A 25430-nucleotide genomic window follows, 5' to 3' on the forward strand; every position below is an offset into this window, starting at 1 on the left:
CTACTCCTGAGGGCCCGGGGCGAAGGTGGCCTTGAGGTGGGCGGCCAGTTGACCGGGGTCCGGTGGGGTGAGGCGGGCGGCGAGGTAACCGTCCGGGCGGATCACGAGGGCCGTCGGCCGGTCCACCGCGTAGAGGCGGGCGAACTCGCCGCCGGTGTCGCGGTAGGCCGGGAGCTCGGCCGTATCGGTGGTGTCGGCCGGGGCGTCGGGGGCGACGATCACGCAGGCCTCCATCCGGCCGGCGGAGGACTCCCGGGCCGTCCGCGCGAGTTCGTCGGTCCACGGCCCGCTTCCGTAGACGAGCAGGACGTGTCCGCGGTCGCGCAGCAGGTCGTAGAGGCGGAGCGGGTAGGCGGCGATCTGCCCGGTGAGGCCGCCGCAGTCCGGTGCCCGGTCGCCCGGCCGGGGTCCCGGGCCCTCGCCGGGCGCGTCCACGATCGGGCTGCCCCGGTAGGCGACGAGCAGTTGGGCCTCGCGCAGCATCACGGTCTCGGGGTCGTCCGGGTCGGCCTGGACGCCCGCGGCGGCGTGCCGCACGGTGCGGCCGACGACCTCCTCGCCGACGGGACGGCGTTCGGTGTCGTAGCTCTCGAGCAGGCCGGGGTGGGCGCGGCCGTCGACCGCGAGGGCGAGTTTCCAGGCCAGGTTCCAGGCGTCCTGGATACCGGTGTTCATGCCCTGGGCGCCGGTCGGCGGGTGGATGTGTGCCGCGTCTCCGGCGACGAAGACCCGGCCGTCGGCGTACCGGTCGACGATCCGGTGGCTGATGCGGAACACCGAGGCCCAGCGGATGCCGGAGGCGGTGGCCGGTCGCGGCGCCAGCCGGTCCAGGACGGTCTGGACGTCGGGGAGTCCGGGGGCCCGGCCGCTCTGCAGGCCGTGGGCGACGCCGTCGGAGACGGCGTCGGCCTGCTGTGCGGCGGAGAGTTCGGGCGGAACCCTCATCGACACCCGGTACCGGCCCCGGCCGGGCAGCGGGATGCACACCAGCAGGTCGTCGACCGCGCCGTCGGCGCCCAGGTGCATCGAGCGGACGGCGTACCCGTGCGGCAGGTCCCAGTCGACCTGCACGTCGGCGAGCATGTACTCCTCGGGGAAGGCGCCGCCCTCGTAGCTGAGCCCGAGCCCCTTGCGGACGATGCTGTGCGCGCCGTCGCAGCCCACCAGGAACCGGGTCCGTACCTCTTCCTGCGCGCCGGAAGGGGTGAGCAGCCGGCTGGTCACCCCGTTGGCGTCCTGCGCGAACGACACCAGCTCGGTGCCGCGTTCGACCGCGGTCCCGAAGCGGGCGAGGAACTCGTCGAGGATGCGCTCGGTCTCGTACTGCGGCAGGGCGGCGAACCCGTACGGGACCTCGGGCGGCAGCCTGAAGTCGATGCGGAGCTGCTCGACGCCGTTGACGTACGCCAGCTGTCCGCGCATCGGGACGGCCGCTTCCATGACGGCGCGGACCAGTCCCATGCGGTCCCAGAGCTCCAGCGTGCGCGGCTGGATGCCCACCGCCTTGGCGAACGGGAGCCGGGCGGGCAGCCGGTCGACGATCCGGCAGGAGATTCCGCGTCTGCGGAGCTCCACGGCGGCGGTCAGCCCGACGGGCCCGGCGCCCGCGACCAGGACGTCCGTTGTGTAGGTGTGCGCCACTGGCGCCTCCCGGCGTGCGGCCCCCGTGCGGGGCGGTGCCCCTCCATGGTCGCCGCCCGCCGGGCGTCCGGCATCTTCGCTCGATGCTCGATCGATTACTCGATCACGAGGTCCACGTCGATGTTGCCGCGCGTGGCACGGGAGTACGGGCAGACCTCGTGCGCCTGCTTGACCAGCAGGGTGCCCGTCTCGCCCGCCAGGGACTCGGGGAGCTCGACGCGCAGGACCGCGGCCAGGCCGAAGCCGGCGCCGTCCTTGCCGATGGAGACCTCGGCTGTGACCGACACCTCGCTGGTGTCGACCTTGGCCTGGCGGCCGACCAGGCCGAGGGCGCTGGCGAAGCACGCCGCGTATCCGGCCGCGAAGAGCTGCTCGGGGTTGGTGCCCTGTCCGTTGCCGCCGAGCGCCGGGGGCATGGCCAGGGCGAGGTCGAGCTGGCCGTCGGAGCTGACGGTGCGGCCTTCGCGGCCGTTGGCGGTGGCGACAGCGGTGTACAGCGCGTCCATCGGAGTTCCTCTCGCAGGGGTGACCCGTTGGGTGGTGGGTGGCGGCCGGTGGTCGACCGCGCTCCACCATTAGAGCACGCAATTTAGTTGTGCACAATTCAATGCCTCTCAAGCCTCCCCGGGTACACTGGCACCCATGACCGAGAAGCCGACCGCACTCCACCCCGATCAGGACTTCCTGCGCCTGGACGGCCAGATCTGCTTCGCGCTGAACGCGGCGAGCCGTGCCTTCGGCGGTCTCTACCGCGTCGTCCTCAAGGACCTGGGTCTGACCTACCCGCAGTACCTGGTGATGCTGGTGCTCTGGGAGCACGGCGAGCTGCCGGTCAAGGAGATCGGGCAGCACCTGCGCCTGGACTCCGGGACGCTGTCCCCGCTGCTCAAGCGGCTGGAGGCGGCGGGCCTGGTCCGCCGGGAGCGCAGCACCGAGGACGAACGGTCCGTGCACGCACACCTCACCGAGGAGGGGGCCGCGCTGCGCGCCCGCGCGGCGGAGGTCCCGCGGCGGATCGCGGCCGCGACCGGCTTCGAGCTGGCCGAGATCCTCGAGCTCCAGACCCGTCTGAACCGCCTCACCGCCGCGCTCGACGCCGCCGTCCCGCAGGAGGCGTAAGCCCGCACCTCGCCGGACACTGGGTCCGGGAGGCAGGAGGTACGCCGATGGACCCGGTGGCGGCGCTGGACCGGATCGCCTTCCTGCTGGAGCGGGCCCAGGAACCCACGTACCGGGTACGGGCCTTCCGTACGGCCTCGGCCGCCGTCCGGCACATGGGTGAGCGCGAGACGGCCGAACGCGCGGCGGCCGGTTCCCTGGAAGCCGTCAAGGGCATCGGGCCCAAGACCGCCCAGGTGGTACGGGAGGCGCTCGGCGGGACGGTGCCGGCCTACCTGCAGAAGCTGGAGGACGAGGTCGCCGCGCTCCCCGAGGGCCCGCCGGCCACGCCGGCCGCCACCGCCCTGCGGGCGGCGCTGCGCGGGGACTGCCACGTGCACTCGGACTGGTCCGACGGAGGCAGCCCGATCGAGGCGATGGCCCGGGCCGCGGCCTCGCTGGGGCACGAGTACGCCGTGCTCACCGACCACTCGCCCCGGCTCACGGTCGCCCGCGGGCTCTCCCCCGAGCGGCTGCGCGAACAGCTGCGGGTGGTGGCGGAGCTCAACGAGACCTGGGCGCCGTTCAGGCTGCTGACCGGCATCGAGTGCGACATCCTCGACGACGGTTCGCTGGACCAGGAACCGGAACTCCTCGAACAGCTCGACGTCGTCGTCGGTTCCGTCCATTCGAAGCTGCGGATGGACGCTCCCGCCATGACCCGGCGCATGGTGGCGGCCGTCCGCAACCCTTTGATGGACGTACTGGGCCACTGCACGGGGCGGCTGGTAACCGGCCGGACCCGGCCGGCGTCGCAGTTCGACGCCGAGGCCGTCTTCGCGGCCTGCGCGCAGTCCGGCACCGCCGTGGAGATCAACAGCCGGCCCGAGCGGCTGGACCCGCCCCGGCAGCTGCTGCGCCTGGCCGTGGCGGCCGGGACCTTCTTCGCGATCGACACCGACGCGCACGCCCCGGGCCAGCTGGACTGGCAGATCCTCGGCTGCGAACGGGCCGTGGAGTGCGCGGTCCCGGCCGAACGCGTGATCAACACCTGGCCGGCGGAGCGGCTCCTCGAATGGACCCGTACTAGGCAGGCCTGAGCTGGACCACCAGCAGCAGGACATCGGCTCCGGCGACGGCCAGTACGGCCAGGAAGGGGAGCCGTCCGGCGGGGCGGCGGGTCGCGAGCAGCAGCGTGACAGCCGTCCCCGCCAGCAGGCCCCAGCCGTACGCCGTCACCGGTCCCGGCGGCCCCACCACCAGGGCGGCCGCCGAGCCGAGCACCAGGACCGCGGCCAGCGCGGCCGAGTACCGGGCGCCGAGCCGCTGGGGCAGGCCCACGACCCCGGTGGCCAGGTCGTCGGCGATGTCCGGCAGCACGTTGGCGAAGTGCGCGCCGGCGCCCAGCAGGGCCGCGGCCGCCGTGAGCCACGGCGGCGGCCACGGCGCGCCGGGCAGGCCGAGGGTGACGAAGGCCGGCAGCAGGCCGAAGGCCAGGGCGTACGGCAGCCAGGAGGCGGCCGTGCCCTTCAGCCACAGGTTGTACCCCCAGGCGGCCGCCACACCGACGAGGTGCACGGTCCCGGCGAGCAGCCCGCCGGCCAGCGAGAGCGGGGCACAGACCAGCAGTGCCAGGGCCGCCGCGAGGGTCACGGCGGCCGGCCGTACCGCACCCGCCACCAGGGGCTTGTCCCGCCGCCCCACGGCCAGGTCGCGCCGCAGGTCGGCCCGGTCGTTGCACCAGCCGACCGAGAGCTGTCCGGCGGCGACCGCGCCCACCGCGGTGGCACCTCCAGCGAGACCGCGCCCCGCGGCGGTCACGAGCGCCGCGGCGAAGAGGGTGACGGCCGCCGCCGGCAGCGGGTGGCAGGCCGCCAGCAGCCCTGCGGCCGCAGCTCCGCGGCCCCGGCGTACGGCCGTGGCGGTGGACACGGCAGCGGCAGCGGGCTGGGGCGGCCATCCGGATTCTGCGATTCGCGCGGGCACGGCGACACGCTATGCCGCGCCGCGCCCGGTTCGCCTGATTCATAACGATGTGTCAGTTGTTTCCTATGGTGAACGAATGACGCGTGTCCTGGCAGTCAGCAGCGTGCTCCCGCCCCATCGCCATCCTCAGGCCGAGATCACGGCCGCACTCGCCCGCTTCCTTCCGTCGGACGCCGACACCGCCCTGCTGCGACGGGTCCACGCCTCGGTGCGCGTGGACAGCCGTCATCTCGCGCTCCCGCTGGATCGGTACGGGCCGTGGAACGACTTCGGCACGACGAACGCCCTGTTCCTGGAGGCGGCCCTCGAGCTCGGCGGCCGGGCCCTCGAACTCGCCCTCGCCGACGCCGGTCTGGCTGCGGCGCAGATCGACCTCGTCATGTCGACCACAGTGACCGGGCTCGCTACGCCCTCGCTGGAGGCCCGGCTCGCCACCGGCGCCGGGCTGCGTCCCGATGTGCGGCGGGTGCCGCTGTTCGGCCTCGGCTGCGCGGCGGGCGCCGCCGGTGTCGGCCATCTCCACGACCACCTCACGGGCCGGCCCGGCCACGCGGCCCTGCTGCTGTCCACCGAGCTCTGTTCGCTCACCCTGCAGTCCACCGACACCTCGATGGCGAACCTGGTGGCCGGGGCCCTCTTCGGCGACGGGGCGGGCGCGCTCGTCGCGGTGGGCCGCGACCACCCCCTGTACGCCACCGGCGCCGGGCCCTCGGTGGTGGCCGCGCGCAGCCGCCTCTACCCGGGCACCGAGCACCTGCTCGGCTGGGACATCGGCCACTGGGGCCTGCGCATGGTCCTCGGCCGCGAACTCCCGGACCTGGTCAGGCTGCACGTGGCCGAGGAGGTGGAGACCTTCCTCGCCGCGCACGACCTCAAGCCCTCGGAGGTCGACGCCTGGATCTGCCATCCGGGCGGCCCGAAGATCCTCGACGCGCTGGGCGAGGCGCTGGCGCTGCCCGAGTCGGCCTTCGCGGCGAGCCACCGGTCGCTGGCGGCCGTCGGCAACCTCTCCTCGGCCTCCGTCCTGCACATCCTGGGCGGCATCCAGAGCGCGGGGCCGCCGCCGCCCGGATCGGTCGGGCTGATGCTGGCCTTCGGGCCGGGCTTCGCCTCCGAACTCGTCCTGCTCCGCTGGTGACCACCGGCTCGCGGCTCCTCCGACTCCTCCGACTCCGCTGAACCCCCCGACACCCCTGGCTGGTGACTCCATGGCCCTCACTCCGTCCATGACCTGGTACCTGCTGCTCATCGGCCTGGTCGCGGCCGAGCGGCTCGCCGAACTGGCCACGGCCCGCCGCCACAGGGCGTGGAGCCTGGCCCGGGGCGGCCGCGAGTACGGCCGCGGCCACTACCCCGCCATGGTCGCCCTGCACACCGCCCTGCTCGTGGGCTGCGTGGTGGAACCCTGGGCCGCCGGGCGTCCGTTCCTGCCCGCGCTCGGCTGGACGGCCCTCGCCCTGGCCCTCGCGGCGCAAGTCCTGCGCTGGTGGTGCATCGCGACCCTCGGACCGCGCTGGAACACCCGGGTGCTGGTGGTACCGGGACTGCCGCTGGTCGCGGCCGGGCCTTACCGGTGGATGCGCCACCCCAACTACGTGGCGGTGGTCCTGGAAGGGTTCGCACTGCCGCTGGTGCACACCGCCTGGCTGACCGCACTGGGCTTCACGGCGCTCAACCTGCTGCTCCTGCGCGTACGGATCGGCTGCGAGGACGCCGCGCTGACGGACGGCGGACGGCTGCGCGCCCCCGCCTCCGTACCGACGGCCGGTTCCCCCTCGTGATCGACCTGCTGATCGCGGGCGGCGGCCCGGCGGGCCTGGCGACGGCCATCCACGGCGCGCTGGCGGGTCTTGAGGTCGTGGTCGTGGAGCCGCGCCCCACCCCCATCGACAAGGCCTGCGGCGAGGGCCTGATGCCGGGGGCGGTACGCCGCCTGCGGGACCTGGGCGTTCCCGTGGCCGGGCAGCCGTTCCACGGCATCCGCTACGTCGACGGCGTGAGCGGGCGGCACGCGGAGGGACTGTTTCGCGCCGGTCCCGGCCTCGGCACCCGGCGCACCGAACTCCAGGCCGCGCTGGCCGAGCGGGCCGCGCAGCTGGGGGTACGGGTGGTCCGGCAGCGCGTCGAAGGGGTCAGCCAGGACGGCGACGCCGTCAACGCGGCGGGGCTCACGGCCCGTTACCTGGTCGCCGCGGACGGCCTGCATTCCCCCGTCCGGCGCGCGCTCGGCCTGTCCGCGCCGCCCGCGCCCGGCCGCCCGGCACGCTACGGCCTGCGCCGCCACTACGCCGTCGAACCGTGGAGCGACCTCGTCGAGGTCCACTGGTCGGCGCACTGCGAGGCGTACGTCACCCCGCTCGGGCCCGACCGGATCGGCGTGGCCGTACTGACCTCGGAGCAGGCCCCGTTCGACGTACAGCTCGCCCGCTTCCCGCTGCTGGCGGGGCGGCTGCCCGCGTCCCCCGCAGCGCCGGTGCGCGGCGCCGGTCCGCTGCGCCAAGGATCCCGCGTACGGGTGGCGGGGCGCGTGCTGTTCGTCGGGGACGCGGCGGGGTACGTGGACGCGCTGACCGGCGAGGGCCTCACCCTGGCCGTGACGGCGGCGGGCGAACTGGTGCGCTGCGTACGGGCGGGGCGGCCGCAGGCGTACGAGCAGGCCTGGCGGGAACTGTCGCGCAGCTACCGCACGCTCACCGAGTCCCTGCTCTGGGCACGCCACCGGCCGCCGCTCGCCCGGCGGATCGTCCCGCTGGCGGCCCGGCTCCCGCGCGTGTTCACCCGGGCCGTGAACCTCCTGGCGTGAACTTCCTGGCGTGGACCTCCTGGCGTGAAGCGGCACCCCGTGCAGGATGCGCACGGGGTGCCGCTCGTCTCACCGCAGGATCAGGCCGAGCCCTCCCGGCGGTTTCTCAGCGCCAGGCCCGCGAGGACGGCGCCGGCCGCCGCGCTGAGCACCGCGACGACGCCCGCCCAGGCGAGGGACCCGCCGACCGCCCCGGCCAGGGGGTCGAAGGCCACGGCGCCGCCGAACACGTGCAGGGCGACGACGCCGACGGCCGTGGCCGCTCCGGCCCGCCACACCATCGTGGTGTCCCGGAGGGCGAGCAGCGCCCCGAAGCCGACGCACAGCACGGTGACGAGGAGCGGCAGGAAGCCGACGGGGGCCGCCGACGGCAGGGCCGCCATGTCCTCGGGCAGGTGCAGTGCGCCGCTGACCAGCAGGGCGAACGCCACCGGCCAGCGCAGGACGTGCCGCAGGACCGGCGGGCCGGAGCGGGCCGGTTCGGGGGCGGGGCGGGTGTCGGGGTGGGGCTGGCGTTCGGTGTGCACTCGCGGCTTCGCGTACGGGGCGTCGTACAACTCCCGGTACGGGGGCTCGTACGGCTCTTCCTCGTACTCGTACGGCTCCTCCGCGGGCTCGGGTGGCCCCGGCGGCTCGGCCCGCTCGCCGGTCTCCCTGGCCTCCTCGGACTCTGTGCCGAGGATGGTCACCAGCAGGGCCACGTCCTCGATGGACCGTCCGACGGCGGCGGCGCGCAGCGTGATGTCCGCCGCGTCCACCTCGTGCGGGGGCTCGCCCAGGAGGGCGACCATCTCCCGCACTTCGTGCACGGGACGGGTCACGGCGGCCGTACGCAGCGCCTCGTGTCCGGGGTTGGGCAGCTGGCCGGTGTCCTTGAGGAGGCTCACCAGGGCGGTGACCTCCTCCAGCGGGCGGCAGGTGGCCGCCGTGTCCAGCAGGGTGCGTACGGGCTGGGTGCCCGGAGCGCCCGGAGGTGTGGTGTCGGGGATCCCGTGGCGGTCTTCTCGGTCCGTCGCCGCGAGGGTTATGGGGTCATTCATGGAAAGCTCCGTTCGCCGACACGCGGGTCTACACATCGCGAGCCGGTCATCGTGCGTCATGGGAAGCGCACGCTTTGTTACATTTACTGCCAGATCCGCCCACTGCGCCATTCGGGGCGGGCAAACGGGGACGGGGGCGCCGGGCGCGCCGCCACGGCCATGGGGAAGGCGTGACACATGCCCGATCTGCGGAGGTTCTGGCGCCGGTGCGTACTGCCGCTGACGCTGCCGGTCGTCCTGCTGCTGGCGGCCGCGGCGCCCGGCGGCCCGGAGCGGCCCGTCGTGGAAACCGACCGGGGGCCGGTCCGCGGCGTGAGCCACGGGGCCTACCGCACCTTCGACGGCATCCCGTACGCCGCTCCCCCGACCGGCGCACTGCGCTGGCGGCTTCCGGAGCCGGCGCCCCGGTGGGCCGGGGTGCGCGACGCGGGCGCCCCGGGCTCCCGCTGTGTGCAGCTGCCGCCGATCGGGCCCGGCGGGCCGAGTGGTTCCGAGGACTGCCTGTACGTGAACGTCACCGCGCCCTCGGGCGGCGGCCGGGGCTCGCGGCGGCCCGTCATGGTCTGGTTCCACGGCGGGGGCTTCGTCAACGGCGCGGGTGACCTGTACCGGCCCGAACGGCTCGCCGTCCGGGGCGACGCCGTGGTCGTGACCGTCAACTACCGGCTGGGCGTCTTCGGCCTCTTCGGCCATCCGGAGCTCGGCGGGGCCCCCGACTTCACCCTCGCCGACCAGCAGGCGGCGCTGCGCTGGGTGCGGGCGAACGCCGCCCGGTTCGGCGGCGACCCGCGCAACGTCACGGTGTTCGGCGAGTCGGCGGGCGCCCTCAGCGTCTGCGCGCACCTCACCTCCCCGGCCTCGGCGGCCCTCTTCCACCGGGCGATCGTGCAGAGCGGATCGTGCTCGACGAAGGTGCCGCCGTGGTCGCTGCTGCCCACGCTCGGTACGTACGAGCCCTTCGTGCCCGAGCGGGGCACGGTGGCGGACGGAGTCCTGGCGGCGGCCCGGCTCGGCTGCGAGGGATCCACCGGGGTGCTGGACTGCCTGCGCCGGCTGGACGCCCGCGAGCTGGCCACCCCGGAGCTCATGCAGATCTTCTCCAGGGTCTCGTACGGTGGCGCCCTCCTGCCCGTGGAGCCCCGACTGGCGCTGGAGACCGGACGGTTCCACCAGGTGCCGGTGATGCAGGGCACCACGCAGGACGAGATGCGGATCTTCCTCGCGCAGACCCTGGCGGAGTACCCGATCGCCGACGGAGCCGCCTACCGGGCCCGGCTGGAACGGTCGTTCGGGGCTTCGACGGCCCGCGCCGTCGAGGCGCGCTATCCGGTCTCCGCCTACCCGACGCCGGCGATGGCCTGGGCGACCCTGCTGTCCGACGCCTCCTTCACCTGCCCGACGCTGCGGGACAGCGGTGCGCTGGCCCGGCACGTGCCGACGTACGGCTACCGGTTCTCCGACCGCGCGGCGCCCAACTTCACCGGGCTGCCGGAGGTACCGGGGCTGCCGTACGGCGCTTCGCACGGCTTCGAACTGCCCTACCTGTTCGAGATGGCGCCACTGCCGGCCGCTCAGCAGGAGCTGGCGGACCGGATGACCGGCTACTGGACGCGCTTCGCCCGCACCGGCGTCCCTGGGACGGCGGGCGCACCGGAGTGGCCGCGCCACCGCCCACCGGCCGCCCCTGTGCTCTCGCTGGCTCCGGGGCCGGACGGGATCCGTACGGTCGATGCGCGGGCCGAACACCACTGCGCGCTGTGGGACGCGCAGTGGCCCCGGGTCACCAGTTCTCGGTGACGACCACGCTGTCGCCGTCGGTGCGGACCTGCACCGTGCCCTTGTCCCCGTAGAGCTCGTGCCGCCACGCGGCGAACACCGCGGCCAGGCGGCGGGCATCGTCGCCGCGGCCCTTGCCCGGGCTGTCGGTCACGAAGCTGATCTTCGCCTCGCCGACCTCGCGCACCTTGCGGACACGCACTTCCTTGATCGCGTCGGCGGCCATGAAGTGGTCGGCGCGGGTGCGGTGCTTGGCGAAGTAGGCGTTGAAGTCCCGTGTCATGTCGAACCAGTCGGCCGGCCCGCAGGGACCCCCGCCGTTGCCCATCTCCCCATCGGTCGGCGGCCCGGCGTACCCGCCGGTCTCCTGATCCGTGGGCGGCCCGGCGTACGCCCCGGTCTCCTGATCGGTGGGCGGGCCCGCGTACCCGCCGGTCTCCTCGTCGGTCGGCGGGCCCGCGTATGACCCGGTCTCCTCATCGGTCGGCGGCCCGGCGTAACCGCCCGTCTCCTCATCGGTCGGAGGGCCCGCGTAGCCACCCGTCTCCTGGTCCGTCGGCGGGCCGGCGTAGCCGCCGGTCTGTTCCTCCGTCGGCACGTCGAGTGCGCACTTCGGCGTGAGGCTGGGTACGGGGGCCGGCCCCGCGGCCTGGCCCGCCCCCTTGGTCCCACACGCCGCGAGCACGGCACACAGCAGCCCCGCCACCAGCACCCGGCCGGTCGTCTTCGTTGTCATGGTCATCCCCCTCGGACCTCAAGAGGGACAGACACCGGCCGTGGTTCCACCCCGGAGGCACCCAGGACGAACAGTGCGCCGATCAGGCGTCCGGGGTGGTGGTCCAGGAGGCGGAGATCAGGGAGCGTTCCGCTGCTGCCAGGTGGGTGGCCGCGGACAGCCAGGCGTGGGCGTAGGCCTCGGGGGAAGGGTCGGCCAGGCGGCCGAAGGTGTCGCGCGGGCGGCGGTCGGCCTCGGCGGTGAGGGCGGCGGCCAGGTCCGCCGCTCCCGTGAGCCCGGCCCGGCGCAGGGGACCGTACGCGGCGAGGGGTTCGGCTCCCCGCCCCGCCTCGGCCACGGCGCGGCGGCCCCCCGCGACCCCGGTCTCCAGGAGACGGCGTACGCGCCACAGCGGGGAGTCCGCCAGCGGGTCCGGGCCGGTGGGAGCCGGCTCGGGAGCGGGGTCGGCGGCCCGCGGCGGGAAGTGGATGCCCTGGAGGCGGTCGTAGCCGAGGTCCGCGCGGGCCAGCCACTCCTCGGGCAGCCGCAGCGTGTACTCCGCGCCGGGCACCGGGCCGACGGCGAGGGGGCGCAGGGTGGCGGCCCGGTCCAGGTCGGGGCGGCCCAGGACGCGCAGCAGCAGACCGGGGTACGAGCCGAGGCGGCGCAGGTTCGCCGTGTGCGCGAGCTCCGGGTGGGGGTGCGCGGGCCGCAGCCGCAGCAGGGGCGCGCCCGGCCGCAGCTCGCGGACCAGGAGGTGTTCCCCCGCCGCGCCGACGACGGCGACTTCGCAGCCGAGCAGCGCGGGTTCGGCGCCCTCCTGGTCCGCGGGCCGGTCGGCGACCGCCTCGGCCGCGGGCCGGGCGAAGAGCGCCGCCGCGGGCTCCTCGGTCCAGGCGATGCCGCGCAGCGGGGTCGCCCGGACCCCGCTTCCGGCGCCGAGCCGGCCTTCCGGGGAGACGGTCGCGCCGACGATGCGCAGGCCGCCGCGGGCCAGCCCGGCGTGGTCGAGGACGGCGCCGCCCAGGGCGACGGAGGCCGACCCCGCGCCACGGGCCCGGGCGAGGCCGCCGGGGCGCACGTCGGACAGCGAGTACGCGGCACCGTCGGGGGCCAGCAGGTGGGTGACCACTCCCCCGTAGCCCGTGGCGGAGAGCACGGGCTCCCGGCACAGGCCGTACACCTGGAGGCTGCCGCCCGGCGCGTAGGCGCGGCGGGCGGTGCCGGTCAGGGCGGGGTCGGCGCGTCCGGCGGCCAGCAGCGCGGCGGTGCGCAGGAGTTCGCGGAAGGCTGCGGTGAGTGCGCCGAGCCGCTGCCCGGCCTGCTGCCCGCGGGCGGCGCGCAGGCCGCGTACGACGCGCAGCGCGGCCGCCTCGGCGTGCGGCATCCCGGCAAGGCGGGCGGTGTGCGCGGCGCGCAGCAACTCGGCCTGGACCACGGCTCCTCCGGCGGTGACCCCTGCGGCGAGGGCCTCGGCCGCGGCTCGCCAGAGCGCGGCCGAGGCCCGCAGCTGGGCGTCCGTGAGCGTCACTTCGGGCTCGGCCGGCCCGGCGGGCCCGGGCGTCGCCGGTTGTGCCGCTACGGGCGCAGAAGCGTCCGCGTCCGCGAGCGGGGCGGCTCCCAGGGCGGCGGCGCGGTGGAGACAGCGCGGCGCCAACAGGCAGGTGCACACCGCCTGTCCGGCCTCGGTGACGGCCCCTCCCGGGCCGGGGCGCAGGGTGACGACGGCGTCCTCCCCGAAGCCGATGACGACGGCACCGTCCGCCCCGCTCGAGGCGAGGGCGCCGCAGCTCGCGGTGGCGGCGTCCAGCTTCTTGCGCAGCCGGGCGCTGAGCTGCTCGACGGCTTCGGCGAGCACCTCGGGGGCGACGGGCGGCAGTGAGGATGTCAACGGGGTTCTCCACGGAGTCGGTCGCCCACCCAGCGGGCGAGGGCGAGCGGACTGAGGGCGGCCACCGGCATGCCGGCCGCGACGAGTTGCCGGGCGACCGGGACCGAGTACCGGGGGTGCCCGCGTCGTCGAGCGCGGCGCAGCCCAGCAGATGGGCGCCGGAGGCGGCCAGCGCGCGGACCTCGCCGAGCAGCCCGCCGATCGGGGCGCCCTCCTCGAAGTCGCTGACCACGACGACGAGGGTGCGGCTCGGGACGGTCACCAGCGAGCGGGCGTGCGCGAGTCCGGCGGCGATGTGCGTACCGCCGCCGACCCGGACCTCCAGCAGGAGCGAGAGCGGGTCCTCGACCCGGTCGGTGAGGTCCACGACCTGGGTGGAGAAGGCGAGGAAGTGGGTGGACAGGGTCGGTACGCCGCCCAGCACGGCCGCGGTCAGCGCCGACCAGATGACGGAGGCCTCCATCGAACCGGACACGTCGACGACCAGGATCAGCCGCCAGTCGGTCTCGCGGTTGGCCCGGGTGCTGAACACGGGCCGTTCCGGGACCACGACCACGCTGCCGTCGGGCCGCCGCCGGGTGTGCGCGAGGTTGGCGCGCAGGGTGCGGGCCAGGTCGAGCTTGCCGCCGGGGCGGCGGGTGGGGCGCGGGGTGGCGAGGCCGGAGAGGGCCGGGCGCAGCCGGGTGGCCAGCTCCTTGGCGAGTTCGTCGACCAGCCGCCTGACCAGGGGCCGCAGCCGGGCGAGTTGGGCTTCGGGCATTCCGCCGGCGAGGGACAGGACGGAGCTCAGCAGTTCCACGGAGGGCCGTACGGATGCCGGGTCGAGCTGGGCCAGCACGTCGGTGCGGCCCGCTTCGGCCGCTCCGCCCAGCACCTCTTCCCGTACGTCGGCGCCGAACAGCGCCTCCAGTTCCTCCGACCACTCCCGGGCGGTGGGGAAGGAGGCTTCCTGGCCGCCGCCCTGTCCGCCCTGTCCGCCCCGGCCGCCGTCGAGGTCGGTGGAGCCTTCGCCGCGGCCGGCGCCGTACAGCTCGTCGAGGGCGTGGGCGTAGCGGCGGGCGCCCGCGGGGAGCCGGTCCCGCTCGCGGCCGAGCAGCAGCCGCCAGCGGTCGGCGGGGGCGAGCCGCAGGCCGGTCGGTACGGGCGGGCGCGGAGCCTCGGCGGTCTCCGGCGTCACGGACGCCACCACGACCGGGGCCGGAGCCGAAGCCGGAGCCGAAGCCGGGGACGGGGACGGGGACGGGGACGGTACGGCCGCCTCGGGCAGCGGGAGTTCCTTGAGCGCGGCGAGTCCGGCGGCGTCGGCCGCGGCCCAGAGGGCGAGCAGCGCGGGCGGTGCGTCGAGCGCGAGGTCGATCCGGTCGCCGAGCCGCTCGCCCACGGTGTCCAGCAGCCGGTCGCGGGCGGCGGGGGAAAGGGTGTCGAAGCCGCCGCGCAGGGCGGGGAGGCGGTCGAGGAAGTCCTGGTCGGTGAGGTGCTCGACGCGGTCGAGGAGCGGGGTGAGGGCGGCCGGGGAGGACTGCAGGAGCGGTCCCGCGGCGGTGAGGAGCCCGCCGAGCCTGCGGATCAGGGCGCGGCGGCCGTCGGGAGTGGTGGCGCCGTCGATCCAGCCGGCGGCGCGGTCGCCGAGCCGGGCGGCCGGATCGAGGTCGAGGAGGACCCGTACGGCCAGGGCCGCGCCCTGGATCAGCGGGGAGCCGGAGTCGGCCAGGGCGGCGAGGGCCTCGTCGGTGCGCAGCCCGAGGTGGTGGGCGGCGGCGCGGTCGGCGAGGGCCACCAGCGCGCCCGCGTCGGCGGGTTCGTCACTGCCGGCGAGGCCGGGCAGGGAGCGGACGGCCGCTTCGAGCAGGTCGCCGGTGAGCGCGGCGGCGGTGGCGCGGGACTCGGCACCGGTGCCGGGGAGATGGCCGCGGTGGAGGGCCTCCAGGAGGTCGAGGGCGTCGAGGAGTTCGGGCAGGGCCGCGGTCTGCGGCAGGACGGTGGCCGCCTCGTGGAGGCGTACGTCGACCAGCTCGGGCAGATCGCACCGCGCGGCGGCGGCCAGCCCGGCGAGGATCTGCGCCGGGGTCGGACCGCCGTCGGCGGCGGCGCGGCGGCCGGTGTCGCGGAGGGTGCCGGCGGCGGCCTGGGCGGCGGTGACGCCGCGGACCCCGGCGAGATCGAGGCGGGCCGGGACCGAAGGCGTCCAGGACAGCCGCCACTTGGTGCCGAGGGCGGTGCCGTCGCCGGTGGTGGCGACGCTCAGGGGCTCGCCGTAGGAGGCTCCGCAGACGAGGAGCCGCTGGAGGAGGACCTCGCGGCGGCCGTCGAGGGCGGAGCGCAGCGGGTCGAGGCGGACCTCGCGGGAGGCGGGGTCGTCGGGGCCGGGCAGCCGCAGCTCCGTCAGCTCGGTCTCGACGGAGGGGCCGAGGCCGGAGCGGGGGGCGTGCGGGGTGATCCGTCCCCGCGCGGTGCCTACGAGTACCGCCTCGAGGGCGCGGGCGAGTGCCCGGCCGCGGCCGAGCGGTTCGCCCTGCCCGAGGACGGTGGTGACGGCCTCCAGGAGCTCTCCCCGGCCGGGCGCGGGGAGCCCCCGCAGGACGGCCAGGTCGCAGGCGAGCCGCAGGGTCTCGGCGGCCTCGCCGGTCCCTGCGGTGTGCCCGGCGCGGCGCAGCTCCCGGCACAGGCCGGTGAGGGCGACGGAGGCCGCGTCCCGGAGCCGTGCGGGGTCGCCGGCGGCGTTGAGGACGGCCTGCTGCCAGAGGGGGTCCCGGATTCCGGCCGGGTACCCGGAGCGGGAGTCGAGCAGGTCGAAGGAGTACGGCACGAGGGAGGTGACGGGCCCGTCCGCCTGCGCGTCCGCCGGGTCCCCGCTGTGCGCTCCGCTGTGCACGCGATCGGGCCCGGCACTCGCGCCCAGCAGGGCCGGGGCGTGGAAGGCGCCGATCACGGCGGCCACCCGGCGGCCCGTGGCCGCCGCGTCGGCGATCACGCCGCGCATGTGGGACTCGCGCGCCAGGTCCGTCGCCGGGACGGTGGTGGTGTCCGCGCGCAGCGCCCACCCGACGCCGAGTGCGGCGCGGCGCACGGCCTCCGGGGAACAGCCGGGTGCGAGGACCTCGACGACGCGGTCCCACGGATCGTCACCGTCCCGGCCCGTCCCGGCGGCGGTCAGCGCGTCGCCGAAGGTGCGGCCGGGTCCCGCGCCCGCGTCGGGTGCGGGCGGGATCGGGTCCGGCGGGGTCCAGCCGCGGTCGGACAAGGGGAGGTCGCAGCAGACGACGGCCGCGCCGGACCGGCGGGCCCAGCGGATCGCGGCCAGTTCCGGGGAGAAGTCCGCGAAGGGGTAGAAGGCCAGGCGGCCGTCCTGGCCCGTGCCCGCCAGCGCGACGGGGGCGACGGTCTCCGGGTCGGCGAGGTGCTCCAGCCACGGCTGGAACTCCGCCGGGAGCTCGACGCAGACCACGTCCGCGCCCGAGGCCTCCAGCAGGGCGGGGACCAGCGCGGCCAGCGCGGGGCTGTGGTGGCGTACGCCCAGCAGGTACGGCTCGCGGGACGCGGCGAGCGCCTCGACGGCCGTACGCGGATCGGCCGTACGCGGGTCCGCCAGAGCCTCGGTCGGGGTCAACGCAGGCTCCCGCGCAGGTCCCAGAGGCGGCGCCACATCGCCGAGCCGTCCTCGGCCCGGCGGCGGACCGGGCCGTCCCAGTACCCCAGCAGCCGTCCGTGGTCGGCCGGGTCGTCCTTGCGTACGACGCCCAGCAGGTGCCCCGGCAGCAGGTCCAGCACGTCCCCGCCCGGCAGGTAAGCGGCCGAGACCCCCAGCGAGGCCGCCACCTGCACGGCTTCGGCGGTGGACATGACCGTACCGGGGCGCTCCACGTCCCAGCCCTCGGCGGATCGTCCCGAGCGCAGGTCCCGGAAGACGGTGACGAGCGCGTCGAGCACGGCGTCGTCGACCCCGAAGGCGGCGCCGGCCCGCTGGACGGCGGCGACCGCCTGGCGGCGGATCAGGGTGGCCTCGGCGTCGGCGTCGGCGATCGGGGCGACGGTCTCGAAGTTGAAGCGCCGCTTGAGGGCGGCGGACATCTCGGAGACGCCGCGGTCGCGCAGGTTGGCGGTGGCGATGACGGTGAAGCCGGGGGCCGCGCAGACCACCGCGTCCTCGGTGGCGGTCAGTTCGGGCACGGTGACCCGCCGGTCGGACAGGATCGACACCAGCGCGTCCTGGACCTCGGGCAGGCAGCGGGTGATCTCCTCGACGCGGACCACCCGCCCGGTGCGCATGGCGGAGAGCACCGGCGAGTCGACCAGGGCCTGCGGGGTGGGGCCCTGGGCGAGCAGCAGCGCGTAGTTCCAGCCGTAGCGGAAGGCGTCCTCGGTCGTACCGGCCGTGCCCTGGACGGTGAGGGAGCTGGTGCCGCTGACGGCGGCGGCCAGCAGTTCGCTGAGCATCGACTTGGCCGTGCCGGGCTCACCGGTGAGCAGCAGGCCGCGCTCACCGGCGAGGGTGACCACGCAGCGCTCCACGAGGGCGCGTTCGCCGACGAACTTGGGAGCGATGACGAGCTTGGCGCCGCCCTGGGGCAGGGCCAGTTCGGTTCCGTCGCTGCCGCAGACGAAGGTGACGACGGCGCGCGGGGTCAGTGCCCAGCCGGGCGGGCGGGGGCCGGGGTCCTGGGCGGCGAGGAAGGCGAGTTCGGCGGCGTAGCGCTCCTCGGCGGGCAGTACCTGGCGTGCGGGTACGGATGCGGGTGCGGACGGTTCGGTGAGGGTCATACGGGTTCCTCGAAGGTCAGGGGGAGGGTGCGGAAGGGGTGGCCGGGGGCGCGGCGCACCGCGGGGGTGCGCCGCGCCGGGGTCAGCGTCGTCGTGTGCGCTTCACCTTGAGCTCCTCGAAGCGCGGGCCGTCGCCCTCGCGGACGCGCTGCCAGGCCCGGCGGTAGAGATCCGCAGCCGGTTCGGCGGGAACCAGCAGGCCCGGCAGGCGGTGGCCGTACATGGGCAGCTTCCACTGCTCCACCGGCAGCAGGGGGCTGCCATCTCGGACCATCCACCCGGCAGGAACAGCGAGCGCCCGGCCCGGGTCCGGCCGGCCGACACCACCAGGTCGGTGGCGGCCAGTTCGGCGCGGGCGGCCTTGAGGCGGGCGGGCTTCCCGCCGGTCCAGCGCGCGGTGTTGCGGTCGGTGGGGTCGGGCATCGCGAGCAGCATGAGGTACAGGGCGGCCGCGTCGGCGCCGAGCCCGTACTCCTCGCCCGCCTGCGCCACCACCTCGGGGACGGAGCGGCCGGGGTCCTGCGGCCACCAGGTGCCGTCCTTGTCGACGGCGCCCGCCGCCGGGGCGCCCGGGTCGGCGAGCAGGGCGGCGAAGCGCGGGTCGCGGGCGGCCAGCAGCGCCGCCTCGACGCCCGACGGCCGCTGGTCGTCGCCGCGCAGCAGGGCGAGGTACGGGTCGGATCCGGTGGAGTCGAGCAGCGCCGGGCGCAGCGCGGGCTTGGGCCGGTCGTCATGGGTGGCCATGTAGACCGCTCCGTACCGCTCGAAGCCCTCGCCGGTCTCGGTCGGCGTGCCCGCCGCCTTCCGGAAGTCGGCGAGGCTGGTGTAGTGGCCGGTGCCGAGCAGCAGTTCGGGACCGGCGAGCCGCTGCCGTACGGCGGTCAGCGCGGGCGGCAGGGCGGCGCGTACGGGATCACCGGCGGGCAGCCGGTGGGCCAGCCAGGCCGCCATGGCGAGCGTTCCGGTCAGGACGGCGGAGGTGAAGGGCTCGGTGGCCGGTTCGCGGGGTTCCACGTGGTCGCCCCTGACGGTCCACGCCACGTCGACGGAGAGTTCCCGCGAGGCGGCCGGGTCGAGCAGGGCTCCCAGGGCCCGGTGCGCCGTCCAGCCGGCTCGGACGGCGCTCGCGGCCTCGGTGGCGAGCCAGTCGGGTACGGGCGTACGGCGGCCCACCCGCGCGTTCCACACCTCCGCGGCGGCGGCCACGTCGGGTCCCTCGCTCCACAGCCGCGCCGGATCGGCGGGCAGGAGGGCGCCGACCACGGCCCGTCGGACCCCGGCGTCGAGGTTCTTGAGCTCGTCGCGGGCGTACGCGGCGTCGGTGGCCTTGAGACCGAGGGCGGTGCGCAGCTCCGTGGGCAGGAAGTTGCGCTCGTAGCTGTCGACGTACGGGAGCCCCGCGACCACCAGCTTGGCGAGCGCGCCGGAGACTCCGGTGAGGCGGGAGAACTCCTCGGCGGCTGCCGGGAGGAAGGGCGCCGGGCCGTGCTCGGCGGCGGCGCCGAGGAAGGCGGTCAGCCAGCCGGATCCTCGTTCCTGATCGCCGAGCGGGGCGTCGCCTCGCACGGTGTAGGGGCCCGGGACGGTGAAGCGGCCGGTGGGGTCGTGGAACAGGGCGCCGAACTCGTGGCCGTCGGGGACGGACTGGCTGTGTTCGGTCAGGGCGAGGACGGCTCCGCCGCCGAGCGGCAGTACGGAGCGGTGGTACAGGCTGCGCTCCAGGCCGTCGGGGGTGCGCAGATGACGCTGGTCCAGGTGGAGCAGGACCCGGCGCCAGCGGTCGGCGGAGCCTTCGGCCGAGCCGAGACCCAGGGCGTCGACCGCGTCCAGCAGGCCGGAGAGGGCCTCGCGCTGCTCGTCGGTGGCACCGGCGGTGACGGCCCGGTAGGCGACGGCGGCGGGCTGGTCGAGCAGTTGGGTCCACGGGAGCACGGAGTGCGGCAGCGCGGGCACGTCGAAGTGCAGGCGGCCCGGCGCCGGGGCGGTGTCGGTCCGCGCGATGGCGGCTGCGAGCTCCCGCAGCGTGCGGTGCGCGGCGTCGGCGTCGCCGCCGTAGCGGTAGTAGCGGGAGTCGGTCAGGCCGGACAGGGCCTCGCCGAGCAGCCGGTCGGTGGGGCCCTGGACGTTCTCTTCGGCGGTGTCAGCCCCGGGGTGCAGCCGGGCGGCGACCGCGTCCAGGGACTTCTGCTGGGTGAGGGTGAAGCGCAGCACCTCCACGATGCCGCCGACCAGCTTGGGGGCGGTGACCTGCGGCAGCGCGGCGTTCACCAGGCCGGGCAGGTCGGTGATCTTGTCGGCCGCGGCCGCCGCCTTGAGCAGGACGGCGACGGTCTCCCGGTCGGCGGCGCGCAGGGCGAGCGATCCCTCGGGGTCGCGCGGGCGCAGGGCGTACCAGTGGGAAAGCGGCGGGAGCTCGACGCTGCCGGTGGCGAAGGCGGCGTTGCGGTGGTCGTCGCGGGACTGGGCGGTGACCACGCCCTCCGGGTCGGTGATGCTCAGCTCGCGCCAGTGCTGCGACAGGGCGCGCGGCCGGTCGTCGCCGGGGAAGGTGAGCGCGGCGAGGGGCATGTCGTGTCCCTCGGGCACGGTGACGGCGCGGCCCGCGGTGTCGGACCCGTGCCAGCCGTGGCCGGGGACGCGGACTGCGCGCCAGCCGAGCAGACCGTCGGCGGGGGTGCCCAACGCGGAGCCCTCGACGGCGGGGGCCGGGTGCAGCCGGCAGGTGTGCGCGGGGAGCTGGGCGCCGTCCGGGTGGCCGCGGAGCGCGTCGGCGAGGAAGGCGGGCTGGGACAGCCGGCCGTGGGCCGCGCCGGCCGGGTCGTATTCGCGCCAGCCGCTCTCCTCGCCCGCGGTGTGCCCGTCGCGGCGCTGCCACACCCAGTACGAGGTGCCGTCGGACAGCATGGCCCGCTCGTCCGGCAGTGTGGTGTCTGCACGGTGCAGGACGCCGCCGCCGGTGGTGCGGCCGCCGCCGGGCAGCGCCAGGGAGAGGTGCTCGCTGCGCAGCGACCAGTGGCTGCGGGCGGTGTCCAGGGTGATGACGGTGCCGGGCGAGGAGAGCCAGTAGCCCTCGGTCCGGTTGTTGCTCCAGTCGGACCAGAAGACCAGCAGGTCACCGTCGACGTAGTGGAATCCGTACCGGTGGTGGGAGCCGGTGGGGACGCGCAGGTCGTGGGTGAGGACGGTGGAGTCGGCGTCGATGACGCGGACCTGGGTGCGGTTGGCGACGATCAGGCAGGGCCAGGACTCGACGACGGTCAGGCCGTGCCGGTCCTGGCCGGGGGCCAGCTCGGCGACCGCGCTCTCCCAGGCGGGCCAGGCCAGTTCCTCGAAGAGGCCGCCGCGCAGGGTGCGGGCGAGGATCCCGGCGAGGTCGGTGGCGGCCGCGGCGGCCACCTCCTCGGGGGCGAGTTCGAGGGCTTCGGCGGGCAGCCAGGCCAGTCGCCGGATGGCGTCCGGGAATCCGGGGAGCCCGGCCGCGGTGGAGGCGCGGGCGACGCCGCGCATCCACTCGGCGAGCAGCGGGCGGCCGCCGGGCGAGGCGGCGACGCGCTGGATGATGTCGGTGCCGCTGGAGGCGTCGCCGAGGGCGTTGAGCGCGCGGTCGAAGGCGGGGTGGAAGCGCCGGTCGGCGGCGAGGGCGAGCAGGTCGCGGCGCTGGTCGGCGCGGGCCCAGTCGCGCAGGTTCAGCTGGTGGTGCCGGTGCTTCTTGTTCTCGGGGTCGGGGTCGGCGACCGGGAGCTCCAGGGTGAGCAGCAGGTCGAGGAGGTCGGCGTCCTCGACGCCGATCCGCAGGCCCGCTTCGCGGCCCGGCCGGGCGAGTTCGGTGCGCAGCTGCCCCGCGCAGCGGGTGACGAGGTCGAGCAGGGCGGGGGTGTGGGGTGCATGCCCCAGCCCGAGTGGCGGGCGGCGTGGAAGCGCTCCAGCCAGCCGGCGGCGCCGTCGGCGCACCGCTGGCCTGCGGGCAGGTCCTCGGATTCCAGTCCGGCGGTGGCGCCGGACTCCTCCAGGATGTCCAGCCACAGGCCGGTGAGTTCGGCGCTGTCGCCGCCGCCGGGCGGGGTCAGCCCGAGGAGCGTGCCGCGTACGGAGGGGACGCGCCGGGCGAGCGCGACGAGTGCCCCTCGGTGGGCCTTCCACCAGCCGGTCGCGGCGCGCAGGGTGGCGGGCAGCGGCAGCAGTTCGGCGAGGTAGTCCTGCTCGGGTTCGGTTCCGGTCAGGCCCGCGGCGCGGGCGAGGCGGCGCAGTTCGGTGGCGGCCTGTGCGGAGGGCGGCAGCCCGCCGGCGGTGCGGCGGACGCACAGGCGGCGGAAGCGCTCGTGGGCCTCGGCGGGGCTGACGCGGACGGCGAGGTCCTTGCCGTAGCCGGTGAGGACCTTCACCGGCAGGGCGCCGGCCAGGGCGAATTCGAGGAAGACTGCGTCGAGGCGGTCCTCGTCGACGCTCAGGCCGTGCTGGGCCTCGGCGGTGCGGGCGCGGCCGAACAGCTGGGCGGCGTAGGTGGTGTTCTCCACGGCGAGGAAGGTGCGGGCCGCCTGTTCGTGGAAGACCGGCAGGAAGTGCGGGACGGAGGCGGCGAGCCGGCCGGCCAGTTCGTGGCAGGCGTCGAGGGCGGCCTTGGGCTTCGTCTTGGCCTGGCGGGTGATGCGGTCGAGTTCGGGCACGACGGCGAGGGCGTGGTGGCCGTCCTCGGGGTGGTGGACGAGGACCCACTCGGGGAAGCCGAGTGCCTGGCGGTGGCCGAGGCCGACGACGGGCGGCTCGGTCTCCTCGGGTACGAGACCCAGGAACCCGGCGGCGAGGTCCTCGGCCGCGCCGAGCTCGGCTGCGGCGAGCCGGACGACGACGCGGTCGTCGCCGAGGGCGGGGTGGCGGTAGGAGCGTGCGGTCAGGTCGACGGCGGTGGGGCCCGCGTCCGGGGTGCCGTGCGGTAGGACCGCGCCGGCCCTGAGCAGCAGTTCGGCCTCGCTCACGGCCGCGCCGTCCTTCCCGATGGTGTTGGTGGTGCTGTTGCTGCCGGTGCCGTTGTTGTCGGTGGTGCTCACGCGTCCCCGCCCTCCTCGATCTTGCGCCCGGCGTACAGTGCCGCGGCCATCCGCATCCCCTCGGACCAGGCCACCGGTCCGACCTCGGCCGGACGCACCGCCCGGCCCTCCTCGTCGTGCCAGGTCAGTGCGCCGGTGCTGGTTTCCTCGTCGTAGTAGGGCTCGCCGATCCACACCGCCGCCTCCGAGGCCCGGCCGGTGTCGCGGACCTTGCAGGTGGCGTAGCCGCCGGAGACCCGGTAGCCGAGGCCGGTCGCCCGCGCGGCGAGGCTGAACCGGGTGGGGAAGACCCCGCCCGCGTAGTCGCGCACCTCGGTGGCGGTGGCGGCGAGCCCGGCCGGCTTCTGCCAGGTGGCGCGGTGGATCTGCTCGACCCGCTGGACGATGCCCAGCTCGGCCGCGAAGTCCCGTACGTCGTCCAGGTCGGGCAGCAGCACGGGGTGCGGGAGGGTCACCGTGCGCGGGGACAGCCGTACGGTCTCGCCGTCGAGGTTGACCACCTTCAGCTCACCGGAGGCGGTGGCGTCCCGCAGGAAGCCCACCTCGTCCGGGTCGTCGCCGACGACGGCCAGGTCGCGCAGGGCGCTCTGCCAGGCCTCGTCCGGCCAGACCCGGGCGAGCAGCGCGGTCGGCACGGGCAGCGAGGACACCATCCAGGTGTCGACCTGCGCGACGCACGCCGCCGCGTGCCGGTCGAGCCATTCGCCGAGCCGGCGCAGCCGGTCCACCTCGGGATGGTCCTTCAGTGCCCTGGGCAGGGTCTTCAACTGCCGCCCCGCGGACCGGCCGGTGGCGGACCGCGCCGCCACCCGCCCTTCCACCAGGGCGATCTCGTACCCCTCGCCCGCTGCCACCCATGCCATCAGCCCGTGTCCCTCCGCCTGTCCCGGCCCTGTCCGCGCAGCCCGGACAGGGGGTGGGAACCCCCTGAGCTGCGGTATGCGGGGAGACTAGCGAGCGCCACTGACAACGCACGCCGGAGGGTGGGTGGTCGGTTTTTTGTCCGGTTCTGGGTAGTGTCCAGGGAACATTGACGCGGAGTCGGTTTGGGGTGGGGTCCATGGTTCGTCAGATACGTGTGCCGGGTGCGGTGCTGGCGGCTTCGCTGCTGCTGACCCTGGCCGGTTGCTCCGATCCGGCCTCGCCCGGCACGGGCTCGGGCCCGGGCCCGGACCCCAAGGCCTCGGCCTCGCGCGCCGCGCCACCGGCCGGGGGCGGCAAGCCGGCCGCCGGGGACGTACTGCCCGGCATGGTCACCACGGCCGTGGCCCGCACGCAGTTGGACGCGCTGAAGGTGGCGCCGGCCGGCACGATGGCCGGGTACAGCCGGGACAAGTTCACGCACTGGGCGCAGCAGGGCAACAAGTGCGACACCCGCGAGGTCGTCCTCGAACGGGACGGCACCGACGTGAAGCGGGACGCCGAATGCCGGGCCGTGTCCGGCAACTGGAAGAGCTTCTACGACGGGGTGGCCGTCACGGACGCGGCGAAGATGGACATCGACCACATGGTGCCCCTCGCCGAGGGCTGGCGCTCCGGCGCGGCCGGCTGGGACGCCGCCAGGCGCAAGGCCTTCGCCAACGATCTGGCCAACCCCCAGCTGCTCGCCGTGACCGCCGCCTCGAACCGGTCGAAGGGCGACCAGAGCCCCGACCTGTGGCAGCCGCCGGACAAGTCCAGCTGGTGCCAGTACGGGCGGGCCTGGACCACCGTCAAATCCGCCTACGGCCTGACCGTCACCGAACCGGAGAAGAAGATGCTCACGACCATGCTGGACACCTGCACGTCATGACCGACGGACAGCAGTGGCAGGACGAGGTGCTCGCCGGGCCGGGCGGCGCAATGACCGACGAGGTCGGCGTCATCACCGGCCCGGTCACCCTGCGCACCACGGCGGTGGCCGGGGGCTGGCCAGCTTCGGCATCCAGTACAAGGACGCCGACGAGTGGTACACGCTCACCGGCAGCCCCCTGCCCCACCACGGCGACCCGGCCACCCTGCACGCGGCGGCCCTCGCCGCGGTCCGCGCGGGCCACGCGGCCCAGGCCCCGGGAACCGCACCGGGCTAGGGCGGCTCAGGCCTCGTACTCGGTGAGGTCGATGGCGTGGATCCGCAGGAGGTGCCCGTACTCGGGGTGCGTGGCATCGCGCTCCGCGACCATGCCCAGCTTGCGGATCACGTTCTCGGACTCTTCGTTGCCGACCCGGTTCACGGCGACGACCCGGTCCAGGCCCCGGTCCTGGAGGGCGAACTCCAAGGTGGCGTGGGCGGCCTCGGAGGCGTAGCCCTGGCCCCAGTACTGGCGGCCGAGCCGCCAGCTGATCTCGACGGCCGGGAGCACCTCGGGCAGGTACTCGGGGATCGAGAGGCCGACGACGCCGATGAGCTCGCCGGATCCGAGGAGCTCGACGGCGAAGAGGCCGAAGCCCTCCTCGTCCCACTCCTCCTCCCAGCGCTCGAGGTCCTCGGCGGTCTCGTCCAGGTCGCGGACCGAGCCGTCGCCGATCCAGCGCATCACCTCCGGGTCCCCGTTGATCTCGGAGAGGGGGACGAGGTCGTCGTCGGTCCAGCGGCGCAGGATGAGGCGGGGGTCATGATCTCGGTCATGCGGCCCATCCTGCCGAACACTGCTGGCCAGCGGTAATCGGGTCCCGGCCATTGCCACCGTGTTGCGGG

General features: G+C 75.5%; 18 protein-coding genes and 1 pseudogene. 8 read left to right on the top strand and 11 right to left on the bottom strand.

Features of this window, described 5'->3' with window-relative positions:
* Entirely contained in the window at positions 1-1641 is a 1641-nt protein-coding gene (locus JIW86_RS05760) for an FAD-dependent monooxygenase (RefSeq protein WP_257552804.1), read from the bottom strand.
* A 95-nt stretch (positions 1642-1736) separates the two neighbouring features.
* Positions 1737-2147, bottom strand: a complete 411-nt coding sequence (locus JIW86_RS05765) for an organic hydroperoxide resistance protein (protein ID WP_215140516.1) — start codon at positions 2145-2147, stop codon at positions 1737-1739.
* A gap of 136 nt (positions 2148-2283) precedes the next feature.
* Here JIW86_RS05765 and JIW86_RS05770 point away from each other — a divergent pair, with 136 nt between their 5' ends.
* Positions 2284-2760, top strand: a complete 477-nt coding sequence (locus JIW86_RS05770; protein ID WP_257552805.1) for a MarR family winged helix-turn-helix transcriptional regulator — start codon at positions 2284-2286, stop codon at positions 2758-2760.
* Between the two features lie 47 nt (positions 2761-2807).
* Positions 2808-3839 carry a PHP domain-containing protein gene (locus JIW86_RS05775; RefSeq protein WP_257552806.1) on the top strand — a complete coding sequence of 344 codons (1032 nt, stop codon included), beginning with the start codon at positions 2808-2810 and terminating at the stop codon, positions 3837-3839.
* Here the strand turns inward: JIW86_RS05775 and JIW86_RS05780 are convergent.
* Positions 3826-4725, bottom strand: a complete 900-nt coding sequence (locus JIW86_RS05780; protein WP_257552807.1) for a UbiA family prenyltransferase — start codon at positions 4723-4725, stop codon at positions 3826-3828. The genes JIW86_RS05775 and JIW86_RS05780 overlap by 14 nt on opposite strands.
* A gap of 76 nt (positions 4726-4801) precedes the next feature.
* Between JIW86_RS05780 and JIW86_RS05785 the strand changes: the two genes are divergently transcribed.
* The 3 genes from JIW86_RS05785 to JIW86_RS05795 all read left to right on the top strand — a co-directional run bounded on the left by JIW86_RS05785 (position 4802) and on the right by JIW86_RS05795 (position 7528).
* On the top strand, positions 4802-5863 hold the full coding sequence (locus tag JIW86_RS05785; protein ID WP_257552808.1) for a type III polyketide synthase: 1062 nt from the start codon (positions 4802-4804) through the stop codon (positions 5861-5863).
* A gap of 88 nt (positions 5864-5951) precedes the next feature.
* Positions 5952-6506 (top strand): isoprenylcysteine carboxyl methyltransferase family protein, encoded by a 555-nt coding sequence (locus tag JIW86_RS05790; protein WP_257552809.1) that lies wholly within the window; start codon positions 5952-5954, stop codon positions 6504-6506.
* Complete coding sequence (locus JIW86_RS05795) at positions 6503-7528, top strand: NAD(P)/FAD-dependent oxidoreductase (RefSeq protein ID WP_257552810.1); 1026 nt, start codon at positions 6503-6505, stop codon at positions 7526-7528. Before JIW86_RS05790 ends, JIW86_RS05795 begins: the two co-directional genes overlap by 4 nt.
* A gap of 80 nt (positions 7529-7608) precedes the next feature.
* Here JIW86_RS05795 and JIW86_RS05800 read toward each other — a convergent pair whose 3' ends face one another.
* Complete coding sequence (locus JIW86_RS05800) at positions 7609-8568, bottom strand: hypothetical protein (RefSeq protein WP_257552811.1); 960 nt, start codon at positions 8566-8568, stop codon at positions 7609-7611.
* 177 nt (positions 8569-8745) lie between these two features.
* Here JIW86_RS05800 and JIW86_RS05805 point away from each other — a divergent pair, with 177 nt between their 5' ends.
* Positions 8746-10365, top strand: a complete 1620-nt coding sequence (locus tag JIW86_RS05805) for a carboxylesterase/lipase family protein (protein ID WP_257552812.1) — start codon at positions 8746-8748, stop codon at positions 10363-10365.
* Here JIW86_RS05805 and JIW86_RS05810 read toward each other — a convergent pair.
* The 6 genes and pseudogenes from JIW86_RS05810 to JIW86_RS05835 form a co-directional block, all read right to left on the bottom strand.
* Complete coding sequence (locus tag JIW86_RS05810; protein WP_257552813.1) at positions 10349-11080, bottom strand: hypothetical protein; 732 nt, start codon at positions 11078-11080, stop codon at positions 10349-10351. The genes JIW86_RS05805 and JIW86_RS05810 overlap by 17 nt on opposite strands.
* Before the next feature lie 82 nt (positions 11081-11162).
* Positions 11163-12950 (bottom strand): hypothetical protein, encoded by a 1788-nt coding sequence (locus JIW86_RS05815; protein WP_257552814.1) that lies wholly within the window; start codon positions 12948-12950, stop codon positions 11163-11165.
* A pseudogene (locus tag JIW86_RS05820) lies at positions 12947-16539 on the bottom strand (vWA domain-containing protein). The gene JIW86_RS05815 and the pseudogene JIW86_RS05820 overlap by 4 nt, the downstream one beginning before the upstream one ends.
* A gap of 14 nt (positions 16540-16553) precedes the next feature.
* Complete coding sequence (locus JIW86_RS05825; protein WP_257552815.1) at positions 16554-17708, bottom strand: ATP-binding protein; 1155 nt, start codon at positions 17706-17708, stop codon at positions 16554-16556.
* Between the two features lie 102 nt (positions 17709-17810).
* Positions 17811-21659: a DNA-binding protein gene (locus JIW86_RS05830; protein ID WP_322975489.1), complete on the bottom strand. Its 3849-nt coding sequence runs from the start codon at positions 21657-21659 to the stop codon at positions 17811-17813.
* Between the two features lie 1090 nt (positions 21660-22749).
* Positions 22750-23616 carry a DUF4132 domain-containing protein gene (locus JIW86_RS05835; RefSeq protein WP_257552816.1) on the bottom strand — a complete coding sequence of 289 codons (867 nt, stop codon included), beginning with the start codon at positions 23614-23616 and terminating at the stop codon, positions 22750-22752.
* Between the two features lie 197 nt (positions 23617-23813).
* On the opposite strand from JIW86_RS05835, the gene JIW86_RS05840 reads away from it, so the two are divergent.
* Complete coding sequence (locus JIW86_RS05840) at positions 23814-24545, top strand: HNH endonuclease family protein (protein ID WP_257552817.1); 732 nt, start codon at positions 23814-23816, stop codon at positions 24543-24545.
* A 13-nt stretch (positions 24546-24558) separates the two neighbouring features.
* Positions 24559-24822 carry a hypothetical protein gene (locus tag JIW86_RS05845; RefSeq protein WP_257552818.1) on the top strand — a complete coding sequence of 88 codons (264 nt, stop codon included), beginning with the start codon at positions 24559-24561 and terminating at the stop codon, positions 24820-24822.
* Between the two features lie 6 nt (positions 24823-24828).
* Here the strand turns inward: JIW86_RS05845 and JIW86_RS05850 are convergent, their stop codons facing one another.
* Positions 24829-25413: a GNAT family N-acetyltransferase gene (locus tag JIW86_RS05850; protein WP_257552819.1), complete on the bottom strand. Its 585-nt coding sequence runs from the start codon at positions 25411-25413 to the stop codon at positions 24829-24831.
* Between the last annotated feature and the right edge of the window lie 17 nt (positions 25414-25430).

Origin of the sequence: Streptomyces sp. NBC_00162 (assembly GCF_024611995.1) — a bacterium.
Lineage (GTDB): Bacteria > Actinomycetota > Actinomycetes > Streptomycetales > Streptomycetaceae > Streptomyces.

Coding starts and splice junctions, on each gene's coding strand:
- JIW86_RS05790 (WP_257552809.1), top strand. CDS start 5,952: ATGACCTGGTACCTGCTGCTCATCGGCCTGGTCGCGGCCGAGCGGCTC.
- JIW86_RS05825 (WP_257552815.1), bottom strand. CDS start 17,708: ATGACCCTCACCGAACCGTCCGCACCCGCATCCGTACCCGCACGCCAG.
- JIW86_RS05840 (WP_257552817.1), top strand. CDS start 23,814: ATGGTTCGTCAGATACGTGTGCCGGGTGCGGTGCTGGCGGCTTCGCTG.
- JIW86_RS05770 (WP_257552805.1), top strand. CDS start 2,284: ATGACCGAGAAGCCGACCGCACTCCACCCCGATCAGGACTTCCTGCGC.
- JIW86_RS05775 (WP_257552806.1), top strand. CDS start 2,808: ATGGACCCGGTGGCGGCGCTGGACCGGATCGCCTTCCTGCTGGAGCGG.
- JIW86_RS05810 (WP_257552813.1), bottom strand. CDS start 11,080: ATGACAACGAAGACGACCGGCCGGGTGCTGGTGGCGGGGCTGCTGTGT.
- JIW86_RS05800 (WP_257552811.1), bottom strand. CDS start 8,568: ATGAATGACCCCATAACCCTCGCGGCGACGGACCGAGAAGACCGCCAC.
- JIW86_RS05765 (WP_215140516.1), bottom strand. CDS start 2,147: ATGGACGCGCTGTACACCGCTGTCGCCACCGCCAACGGCCGCGAAGGC.
- JIW86_RS05785 (WP_257552808.1), top strand. CDS start 4,802: ATGACGCGTGTCCTGGCAGTCAGCAGCGTGCTCCCGCCCCATCGCCAT.
- JIW86_RS05850 (WP_257552819.1), bottom strand. CDS start 25,413: ATGGCCGGGACCCGATTACCGCTGGCCAGCAGTGTTCGGCAGGATGGG.
- JIW86_RS05835 (WP_257552816.1), bottom strand. CDS start 23,616: ATGGCATGGGTGGCAGCGGGCGAGGGGTACGAGATCGCCCTGGTGGAA.
- JIW86_RS05805 (WP_257552812.1), top strand. CDS start 8,746: ATGCCCGATCTGCGGAGGTTCTGGCGCCGGTGCGTACTGCCGCTGACG.